Below are 10,806 nucleotides of genomic sequence, written 5' to 3'. Positions count from 1 at the left end.
CCGTAGACGAGATAAGAACTGCAGTAAAAGGCTTTACTGACGAAATAAGCAAAAGTCCGATGAAAATTATTGATCGACTTTGCATTAAGATATAGATATAACGGCTTCTTTATTGCCGTCTATATAGTTAAAAGGGAGAGCCTCAGCTGGCATTAGTGCTGAGGCTCTCTAAACGACGATATGATTATTTAACATTCAGCTCGGAGAGCAGCATCAGAACAAGCCCTTGCCCATAAAGCGTAGGATGGCAGGGGATATCATTATAGGCTTCGATGGAAGGCATAACCGGCGTGCCGCCGGAAACGCCGGTAACCTCTCCGCTTGGAAGCACCTTGGGAACAATCGCTTTCAACGTCCGAAAGGCCGCATCTTGGCAAGAGATGTCTAATAAGCCATGACGAACGGCCTTTAGGATGCCGCAAGCAATGCCGGCGCTGCCCGAGGTTTCCGGATAGAAATCCGCTCGATCCATGACGGTAGTCCAAAGACCGTCAGCCTGCTGAAAGCGGATCAGTCCGTGCATCATTGCTCGGTAACGTTCTAATGCTTGCTCCGATACGTTTGCGAGCCCTTCCAGCTCCTGCACGATCATCGGAGTTCCAACGGCGATCCAGGCATTCGCGCGAGTCCAACGAGCGGCGGACATATGATCCTGAGCGATGCAATTCCATCCGTGGAACAATACGCCGGTTTCTTTGTCTTCAAGCAGACTCAAATGGATTTCCAATTGATTAACGGCTTCGATAGCGTAGGATGCATCGCCAGTCTGGCGAGCAAGACGGGCTAAGAACAGCACAGCCATAAAGATAGTGTCGGCCCATACTTGCTCCGGAAAGCTGACATTTTCAGTGACGGTATGCTCGAACGCTCCTTCTCGGGTGCGGGGGGCCTCCGTAAGCATCCATTGTCCGATGCGTACGGCACTCTCAAGGAAGAGGCGATCCTGCGTGTGCTCGTATAGCGCGGGAAAGATGGCAAAAGGCGCCATGGAATTGATGACTCTCGATTGTTCCGATTTTTGCATGTTTTTGCGAGCCCACTTGATCAGAACATCCAGAACCTCCTTTTTCCGGGTCTTTTCATAATAAGATAGTATCGAAATGACGCCAACGCCGGGAACCCAGTCCCAATGATGGATGTCCATTCCCCAATTACCCGAATGATCCAATCGCATATAACGATAAACCTGGTCCGCAGTTTGATTAATAGAATCGTAAGAGATCGTATTTGGCATTTGTTCATTCCTTCCATGAAAGTGTATAGGTATAATTTCAATATACAATGAGGATTGAAGCGAAACTTGGTCTATCGTCTTATTGGGTTGGGATATTGTCTTTAATATTAAGTGGAGAGGCGAAAGGGGGACTCCGAATTGCCCGAATCCGTAGTGGATGAATTGACGAATGCGACACTGTCGGATTTCCCGGTTCATTGCTCGTATCGGACAACGAGCTTATACCAACCTATGTTTCACTCCCATAATGGATTTGAGCTCTATTTGTGTTTACAGGGAAATGGCAGTTTCATTGCGGGTGAACGGATACATGAATTGGGAGCGGGTACGTTCACGGTTGTCAAGCCGAAGGCGTTGCATCTACCGAGACCGAATACGAATGTGCCCTTTCATAGATATGTCCTAGCGGTGCAAAGAAGTTATTTAGAAAATTTATATGCGGAAGATAGGGATTGCTCATTAGCGATCAGACAATGGCTTCCCAAGCCGGATAGTGATTCGGTTCATTCTCGATTAAACGCTCGACAGCTATTGAGTCTGCAGGAAACGCTGGCTCAACTGGAGTTGGAAATTACAAGGAAACAGCCCTGCTACCCTTTGATTGTCAAAAGCCTGCTTCTGCAATTGTTTGCCCAACTAGGACGTTATCAATCTGAATCGGGTGAAGGTCAGGGGGGGACCTATGAACAGAAACGACTGGTCGAGAACATTCTCGGCTATATCATGGAGCATCACCACCAGCCTCTCCGCACGGAGAATTTGTGCGGACGGTTCCATTTGTCGCGTTCCTACTTGTTCAGGATATTTAAGCAGAATACGGGAGTCTCCATTAACGAATTCTTGGTCGCTTATCGAATTAATAAGGCCAAGGATTTCTTGCAAGGAACTGAGCTTCCGATCACGGAAGTCGCAGCTACCGTTGGTTTTCAAGATATTTCCCACTTTTGTCATACCTTTAAACGTTTCTCGGGGATGACTCCTAGCCGCTATCGATCCGCACATAATGGCTGCTATAGCACCAGAGATTTTTAAGGAAAATGGTATTCCTGTCGGGTATGTGCAGGCGATAAATCGTATAATGAATATGGTAAATAGTTCTTATGAACGATAGGTGAAGCTTAATGAAGAAGATCATGTTTACAGGCGGAGGTTCGGCCGGCCATGTGACGGTTAATCTGGCCTTGATTCCTCGATTTCTTGAAGAGGGTTGGTCAGTTGAATATTTGGGCTCGGAAAACGGTATAGAGAAACAACTGGTCCTTTCCGTCAGGAATGTTCGTTACCACGGGATTGCTACCGGCAAGTTAAGGAGATATTTAGATTGGAAAAACATGAAAGATCCGTTTAAGGTCATCCAAGGGGTCTTTCAAGCGTATCGTCTGATACGAAAACAGAAGCCGAATGTTCTGTTTTCTAAAGGGGGATTTGTCTCTGTTCCTGTTGTTCTTGGAGCGTGGCTCAATAAAGTGCCAATTGTAATACATGAATCAGATGTAACTCCAGGATTGGCAAACAGAATTTCGATTCCTTTTGCAACTCGCATTTGCACAACCTTTCCGGATACGGAAAAGCATCTTCCAAGTGGTAAAACGCATTACGTAGGGCCTATCATACGTGAGGAGCTGAAACAGGGAAGTGCGGAACGTGGGAGAGTATTCTGCCATTTTATTAATAAGAAGCCAGTACTGCTCATTATGGGTGGGAGTCTTGGGGCAGGGAAGATCAATCATGCAGTAAGGTCGTCATTAGAACGTCTCGTGGGACATTTTCAAATTGTACATCTTTGCGGAAAAGGGCAAATTGACTTATCCTATCAATACCCGCTCTATAGGCAGTATGAATATATACAGGAAGAGCTCCCTGACATAGTGGCGATGTCCGACGTCGTGATTTCCAGAGCGGGAGCCAATTCCATATTCGAATTCTTAACTTTGGGAAAGCCAATGCTGCTTATTCCATTAACGTTGGAACAAAGTCGGGGAGATCAGTTGGTTAACGCCGATACCTTTCAGAAGTCAGGTTATTGTGAAGTGCTTTTTGAAGAGGATCTTACCGCTGATACTTTGATAAGCAGTATCAAACAGATTTATGAGAATCGGCACGTCTACCTCCAAAATATGAGCCGATTTGAACGGAAGGATGCCCTGTCATTCGTTTTTGAATTGGTTAAACAAGTTTCCAGATAGTTTGTATTTGAAGAAGCCACCATCAACCCAAGAATCCTTACTCTGTAAGGGTTCTTTTTGTATGAATTAGAGGAAAAGATTAATCATCGGCGAATGTATTAATGAGAATGAATCGATCAAGAGCAGAGGAAATCGGATAATGATCAACCACTACAAAGATTTTTTACTGAACGTATTCTTTATTTTTTTTCCTTTGGTTTTTTACCCGTACATACTTAAAACAAAGAGAAGGGTTTTCCTACACCGCTTATTAAAGTATCTGGTTTTATCAGTTGCTTTGATAACTACAATGTCGTTTCCTGTACAGGTATATGGACTTGTTTATGATTTTCGGTCTATTCCCTTAACGATTAGCTTTTTGTACGGCGGACCGCATGTAACGATCCTTTTATACTTAACGCTAATTCTTTACCGCTTCGTGATGGGTAATCCTAACAATTTACTTTATCTTTGTTCTTTGCTGCCATCATTTTTTATTATCTCTTTATTTATTAAGAGATACTCCTATTATAATTTGAAAATTAAAGTGGCATTTGCCGTGTTGATTTGTACGCTGATTAAGCTGATGACAGTGTCCACCTATCTCGCGTTAAATCATAGACTTCATGTATTATTCGACAACCCGCTGCCCCTCTTGCAGACTTATTTATTGCAAGGACTAATTGCCGGAGTTTATGTCTATCTATTGGAATATGTAAATAAATATTTCATTATGCAGGAAGAAATTATTGCAAGCGAGAAAATAAAAATCGTGAGCGATATAGCTGCGTCGGTAGCTCATGAAATCAGGAATCCATTAACATCAGTAAGAGGATTTATTCAATTATTGGGAAAAGACGGTCTGCCAGCTCAAACAAGGGGTTACTATCAAAAAATATGTCTCGAGGAATTGGACAGGGCCCAGAATATTATTTCCGATTATTTGTCGCTTGCAAAACCGGACCCGGAGTACATAGACCGTATTAACCTCAAAGAAGAAGTGGAGTATGTTTCCCATATTCTTCTAACCTATGCGAACTACAATAATGTAGCGATTAACACGATATTATTCGAAGCGGCCTATGTGCAGGGAGATAGACAAAAACTCAGACAAGCTTTAATTAATATTGGCAAAAATGCAATAGAAGCCATGCCGAACGGCGGGATCCTAAAGTTCAGTTTAGAAAAGGTAAACGATACTGCCCTATTAACCATAACCGATACCGGCGTCGGTATGACGATGGAGCAAATCAAAAGACTCGGAACTCCTTACTATTCTACGAAAGAAAAGGGCACTGGTCTTGGGACTATGGTTTCGTTTGGGATAATAAAAAAAATGCAGGGGAATATCGAGATAATAAGTGAACCGGGCGTGGGGACTGAATATCTCATAACCTTTACAATATTATCCGCATGAGGTAAGGAGTCTATTCCTGAAAAGGAAACGAAAAGCCATTCTTCGCTGTGCCACGAGGCTGGAAGAATGGCTTTTTATCCGTTCACGGATTCCGTGAACATGACATGTGGACATCATCCGTATCGGGTAATGGGGAATCTTCAATTAGGCTGCGCAAAGGTGCGTTTTCTTCTTTCTCGGGTTGATCCAATGGGTAAACTCTGGCGGTTTCTTCGTGGTCATCGACTTGTTGGATGTAGACGGGCACTCCGTTATAAGTCACGTTTGCCATGGTCGGCGAAGCGGCTATTTCTTGTGCTCGTTGCTTGTTCATTTTTGTGGCCTCCTTGGCATGCGGTAATTACAGTGTTGGCGCTTTTTGACGGATGTATTCGTTATTGCCGGGTTGCAAAAGGGTTTTGTCGAGCCGCGGGGAATATATAAACTGATATTTCATTCTAAGCCCTGGGTGATGACGATTAATAACAACTATTTATCGAGAGATATCAATGAGATGCTCGTGCTTAATTCATTCTTGAATCTAACATCGGACGGGGTCTACGTCATCGATTTAAGCGGACGAGTGTTGGAAGTAAACAAGAAATTCGAGGAGCTCCACGGTTGGTCGCGGGAAGAGATCGTCGGCAAGGAGCTGCCATTGACTCCGCTGGAATGGGAAAAATCAATGAAAGTCGTTGAACGGGTCCTGCGGGGGGAGCAAGTTACCGTATTCGAAGCGGTGAAGTTCGCCAAGAACGGCAGTTATTTCTATGCCGACGTGACGGTTTCTCCCGTGAATAACGAGAATGGAGAGCTCGTGGCTTTCGTAGTCATCGAGAGGGATATTACGGATAAGAAACATGCAGAGGATCGGCTCAGGGAAAGCGAAGAACGATATCGGGTTCTGGTGGATTGCTCGCCGGAGCCTATTGTCGTGTCCCATGACTTCAAGATCGTTTTCGCTAACCCGGCCACCGTAAAGCTTATGGGAGCGGATAGCCCGGAAATGCTTGTCGGCCAGCCAGTGTCTCGATTTATTCATGCGGAAGATTTGGCGGCTCTGCCCGATTTTGTCGATAAGCTTTATAAGAATGGCAAGGCATCGGAAAGCGTCGAGCTAAGGTTAATTCGCTTCGATGGTAATATCATACATACGGAATATAGAGCTGTTCCGATCGAATTTCAAGGAGTGAGATCGGTTCAATTATTATTCCGGGACGTAACCGATCGCAAGAAAGCCGAATCCGAACTTGCTGTTAAGGAAAAGGAATTAGGCCGGGTATTGAAGCTTTCTCCTGAACCGATTTTTCTCCATCAAGCCGGCATTATTACTTTCGTGAACGATATGGGAATAAAGCTTTTGAAGGGCACGAAGATAGAGGAGTTCGTTGGGCTTCCCATTATTGATTTCGTTTGTCCCAGCTACCACCCCATCATCTTGAAACGCATGGAGAGTGTCGTTCAGATCGATGATTACATGGAGTTTATCGAACTGAAGCTTAAAAGTATGGATGGCGAGCTTATCGATGTTGAAGCAGCGTCAGTCTGCGTCCATAAGGATATCCGGAAACCGGTTGTTCAGGTTGTCATCAGAGACTTGACGGAGCGCAAGAAAACAGAGGAAATGATCCGCAGATCCGATAAGCTGTCGATTGCCGGAGAGCTTGCCGCGGGGGTTGCGCATGAGATTCGTAATCCTTTGACGTCGTTAAAGGGCTTTATGCAGTTATTGAAGTCGAAAAATACGGATTACGTGGATATCATGCTCATGGAGATTGATAGGATCAGCTATATCGTCAATGAATTCATAGGCATGGCCAAGCCTCAGGCATTGAACTTTATTAAATGCGACCTTCGCAACCTTATTGATAATGTCATTATTTTCATGCAACCCCAAGCCCTTCTTTTTAATGTCCAGATGAAGGTTAACGTAGATCCTCCGATTTTACCCCTCGAGTGCGAGCCGAATCAAATAAAGCAAGTGTATATGAATGTTCTGAAAAACGCGATTGAATCCATGCCTCAAGGTGGGGAGGTAGAAATCACTGTTTATATGAAGGAAAACGGAAATATAATGACGCGGATCGTGGATCAAGGAGTGGGAATCCCCGAGAATCGAATGGAGAGAATCGGCGAGCCGTTTTTTTCATTGAAGGAGAGTGGAACGGGATTAGGTCTAATGGTATGTCATCGAATTATTGAAGCGCACGGGGGAATGATAACCATCCGCAGCGTAGTCAATGAAGGTACGACCTTGGAAATCGAGTTGCCTTCTTCGATGGGTTGAAAATCATCGTTGTCGTTGTCGACTCTCGTTGTCGAATCTATTATTAAAAAATTTGTTGACGTCCGGTGTCGGACAATCTATAATCAGGTTAGAAAAGAGAATTTCCTGTATTTACTAGTCGTAATTTCATTTCACTAGATTGCCTCTTTTCATGAAGGAGGAGGAAGTCAGTTGAACCCACTGAACGAGATCATGTCTACTGAGGAAGCATCCAAACTTTGGGGAGTTCATCAAGACCATGTGAAACGGTTATGCCGTGAGGGAAAGGTCGTATGTCGCAAGTTCGGGAAGACTTATATCCTCAACAAGAGTCAACCGAAGCCCGGCAAGAAAAGAGCTGTTGTCTAACCTACTCCAAGACGTTCGAAGGGATTTGCCAAGATGGTTTACGACGGAATCGTAATAGGGCTTGTTGTAGGATGGATTCGTGCCGGCTGGCGAAATGGCCTGGTGGCTCTCTCGCAGATTCGTATTCGCGGGGGATGGATTTTCCCGGTACTGCTCCTGATTCAACTTGGGCTATACTCCCTGCATGATAAGGTTCAAGTAATTGAAGATTATAACAGTTACATGTTCATGGTTGTTTACGTAGCGGGGCTTTACATGCTGTGGCTGAATCGGATGGAAAAAGGTTTTTGGTGGATATTTGCAGGTGTCGCCCTTAACTTTCTCGTGATGTTGGCGAACGGCGGCAAGATGCCGGTTTCCATAGATGCGATTTCAGTGTTAGATCCGAATTACGCCGATACGATGAATGGCGAGTCGATCACTACAAAGCATGAACTGTTAACGGATTCAACTTTGCTGCCCTTCTTAGGGGACATTATTCCACTTACGCTGCCGTACCCTAGAAGCTTAGTCATCAGCATCGGCGATGTAATTATGAACTTCGGTATCTTCATTTATCTGCAGCATGCTTTGTTGGCTCACAAATTAAGTACTCCCTTTGCTAAGGCAAAATAAAATAAATTCACAATCCAATTGAAAAGGAGCTTGATCCCAATGAAAAAATTAGAAGGAATCAAAATCACTCGTATTATCGTTAACGCGCTTATCGTTGCTTCTGTTGTAATCGCACTGACGTCTGGATTCAAAATCGGCGGAAATTAAAAGGAGCTAATACATATGAAAAAATTAGAAGGAATCAAAATCACTCGCATTATCGTTAACGCGCTTATCGTTGCTTCCGTAGTAATCGCACTTACGTCTGGATTTAAAATCGGCGGACTATAAAATTAAAAGGAGCTAATACATATGAAAAAATTAGAAGGAATCAAAATCACTCGCATTCTCATAAACGCTGTCATTGTTGCTTCCGTAATTATTGCTCTTACATCTGGATTCAAAATCGGCGGCAATTAATCAAACGACCGAAGGGAAACAGGATTCCTGTTTCCCTAAAACATTTTAAATAGAGCCAATGAAAGGTTTGAAGTAATAATGGGAGTCGCTCGTAGGTACTTTGGACAGCTACGTCAACCCGGTTATGCCTATGCGTTACTAATTTGTTTGGCCGGTGCGATCCTGTTTGTTTCAAGCGATATTCAAGCTTTTCGGTCCTATTCACTAGCTGATTGGGTCATGATATACGCATTGGTTGCTTCCGTTCGGATTCTAGATTATTATACATTCCGGCTACCCCCCGAGGGAAACCAGCAGTCCATGGACTCGTCCATTTTTTTGGCAGCTGTTTTTATATTCGGAGTGGGGTTTTCTCTGTTTGTCTTGTTAATTAGTTCGATAATTTTCATGTTATATGATCGTACAATGTTATGGTGGAAGCATCTGCTCAACTTTTCGATTTACACGATTATGATAACCGGAGCTAGCGCTACGTACCAAGTTTTTGGGGGGGAAGCGGGCTTATTCGATATAAAGCATTTATATGCGTATATCATTGCGTTGGTTGTTTACTTTTTCACAAACGTACTCCTTGTTGGTTTCTACTACTTTCTTTTATATAAAGGGGTATTATATGAAATCATCAAAACATTTCTGAAAGATGCTATGTTTGCCTATCTAAGCACCTTGCTCCTCTCGATCGTTCTTGTGATCTTGATCAATAACGGCAATACTTTCGGATTGTTTTTATTTCTGGCAATCGGAATGTTGCTGTCCCACGCATTTCGTCAGTTATTCAAGATGTACAACGAAATGAGCGCAAAAGCGAATATGGACCAGCGAACAGGCCTCTATAGCCACAGTTACTTCGAGGAAAAGCTGGATGAATATATGAATCAGGCCAAGGAGAAAGATTTAGCGCTATCTTTGGTGATGATCGATCTGGATGATTTCAAAAAATACAACGACGCTTATGGCCACCCGCAGGGGGATCGGCTTCTGGCCTTCTTCGGGCAACTTATTAAAGAAGAATGCGAGCCTCTTCAGTTGTTCGCTGCCCGTTATGGCGGAGAAGAATTTTCGATCATCCTGCCGGGTTTCACAAACGATGCAGCAAAGGAATTTATCGATAGGCTAAGGAAGAAAACCAACGATACTCCGTTCGAGGGAGTGGAAGTTCTCCCCCATGGCTGCATTTCCTTTTCGGCAGGAATTATGGCCTTCCACAAGGACACCTACGACAAGTCCCAGTTGATTGATTGCGCGGACCGTGCGCTCTACAAAGCGAAGTCAAAAGGGAAAAACACGGTTTGCATTTATGGCGAGGAGAGCGAAATTCCTCAGAGGCTTGAACATGATATTAATGAGATCGAGCAACAAATCAAAATTTTTCTATCTAAGGATGTCTATACGTTTAAGCACTCGAAGCGCGTCTTTTCTTATGCCGTGGATATGGCCGATGTCTTGGAACTCAATGAGACGGATCGCCGTTTATTAGTTCTGGGTGCATTGATCCATGATATCGGAAAATTGGAAATCCCTCGAGATATACTGAATAAGAAGACGAAGTTAACGAACGAAGAATGGGAAATCGTTAAGAAGCATGTTCAATGGGGCAAAGAAATCGTATTAGTAACGGACAAATACAAGGATTTGGTGCCGTTAGTCGAACTACATCATGAAAGATACGATGGCAAAGGCTATCCTTACGGTTTGAAAAACATTGAAATCCCCCGGCTTGTTCGCGTGTTGTGCATCATAGATTCTTTTGATGCGATGACAACCGAACGGCCTTACCAGAAAACAAAGTCGTTCCAGGAAGCCCTTGAGGAGTTGCGAGCATGTTCCGGTACGCAGTTTGATCCGGAGCTTGTCGGTTATTTTGTCCAATACATCGAAAATAAGTCGTCCTCGCGTGCCAAATAAGATGAAGCGAAGTTATGATAAGCACAATACCAGCCCAGGGTGATTACCCTGGGCTGGTATATTTTGGATTGTTGCTTTTGTGAGCGTGCCTATGTTACATTGTATTTCCTGCCGTTATGGCATTGAAACTCTCTCTTCCCGACAAACAATGAAAGATAACAAAATCTATTAGTTGGAAAAAATTGAGGGTTGCAACGCGAAGCGATACACGGTATGATAGATTTCTTGCTTCGGACAACGAGGCGAACAAGAAACACGAATTGTTCTTTGAAAACTGAACATTGAGCGTAAGAAACAAATAATCGTCGAGGTCGGCTTTCGAGTCGGCGGAGACAAACCAGCAATACAGATTGAGCCTCAAAGGCTCTTTAATAAGAAGCTTCGGCTTCACTATTATGGAGAGTTTGATCCTGGCTCAGGACGAACGCTGGCGGCGTGCCTAATACATGCAAGTCGA

At 43.9% G+C, this 10,806-nt stretch carries 8 protein-coding genes, 1 rRNA gene and 1 pseudogene; 8 read left to right on the top strand and 2 right to left on the bottom strand.

Annotation, left to right across the window (positions count from 1 at the left end):
• Positions 1 to 184: 184 nt before the first annotated feature.
• On the bottom strand, positions 185 to 1,234 hold the full coding sequence (locus E2980_RS23350) for a glycoside hydrolase family 88/105 protein (protein ID WP_135154610.1): 1,050 nt from the start codon (positions 1,232 to 1,234) through the stop codon (positions 185 to 187).
• A 138-nt stretch (positions 1,235 to 1,372) separates the two neighbouring features.
• Between E2980_RS23350 and E2980_RS23345 the strand changes: the two genes are divergently transcribed.
• From E2980_RS23345 to E2980_RS23335, 3 genes are all read left to right on the top strand, one after another.
• Complete coding sequence (locus E2980_RS23345) at positions 1,373 to 2,266, top strand: AraC family transcriptional regulator (protein ID WP_135154609.1); 894 nt, start codon at positions 1,373 to 1,375, stop codon at positions 2,264 to 2,266.
• Positions 2,267 to 2,355: 89 nt separating this feature from the next.
• Positions 2,356 to 3,420: an undecaprenyldiphospho-muramoylpentapeptide beta-N-acetylglucosaminyltransferase gene (locus tag E2980_RS23340; RefSeq protein WP_135154608.1), complete on the top strand. Its 1,065-nt coding sequence runs from the start codon at positions 2,356 to 2,358 to the stop codon at positions 3,418 to 3,420.
• Between the two features lie 139 nt (positions 3,421 to 3,559).
• Positions 3,560 to 4,816 carry an ATP-binding protein gene (locus tag E2980_RS23335; RefSeq protein WP_135154607.1) on the top strand — a complete coding sequence of 419 codons (1,257 nt, stop codon included), beginning with the start codon at positions 3,560 to 3,562 and terminating at the stop codon, positions 4,814 to 4,816.
• Between the two features lie 139 nt (positions 4,817 to 4,955).
• Here E2980_RS23335 and E2980_RS23330 read toward each other — a convergent pair.
• Positions 4,956 to 5,129: pseudogene (locus E2980_RS23330) on the bottom strand (H-type small acid-soluble spore protein); the annotation flags it as partial.
• A gap of 180 nt (positions 5,130 to 5,309) precedes the next feature.
• Between E2980_RS23330 and E2980_RS23325 the strand changes: the two are divergent.
• The 5 genes from E2980_RS23325 to E2980_RS23305 all read left to right on the top strand — a co-directional run.
• Complete coding sequence (locus E2980_RS23325) at positions 5,310 to 7,082, top strand: PAS domain-containing sensor histidine kinase (RefSeq protein WP_205700021.1); 1,773 nt, start codon at positions 5,310 to 5,312, stop codon at positions 7,080 to 7,082.
• A gap of 171 nt (positions 7,083 to 7,253) precedes the next feature.
• Positions 7,254 to 7,430 carry a helix-turn-helix domain-containing protein gene (locus tag E2980_RS23320; protein WP_135154604.1) on the top strand — a complete coding sequence of 59 codons (177 nt, stop codon included), beginning with the start codon at positions 7,254 to 7,256 and terminating at the stop codon, positions 7,428 to 7,430.
• A gap of 33 nt (positions 7,431 to 7,463) precedes the next feature.
• Positions 7,464 to 8,045 (top strand): DUF5317 domain-containing protein, encoded by a 582-nt coding sequence (locus tag E2980_RS23315; RefSeq protein WP_135154603.1) that lies wholly within the window; start codon positions 7,464 to 7,466, stop codon positions 8,043 to 8,045.
• A gap of 1,044 nt (positions 8,046 to 9,089) precedes the next feature.
• Positions 9,090 to 10,349, top strand: coding sequence for a bifunctional diguanylate cyclase/phosphohydrolase (locus tag E2980_RS23310; RefSeq protein WP_240703169.1), 1,260 nt, complete (start codon positions 9,090 to 9,092; stop codon positions 10,347 to 10,349).
• A 392-nt stretch (positions 10,350 to 10,741) separates the two neighbouring features.
• Positions 10,742 to 10,806 (top strand): 16S ribosomal RNA (locus tag E2980_RS23305); the annotation flags it as partial.

It is taken from the genome of Cohnella luojiensis (assembly GCF_004564235.1).
In the GTDB taxonomy this organism is placed as follows: Bacteria; Bacillota; Bacilli; order Paenibacillales; family Paenibacillaceae; genus Cohnella; species Cohnella luojiensis.
Note: the sequence above shows the minus strand (reverse complement) of the source record. Positions and strands in the feature narration are given on the sequence as shown.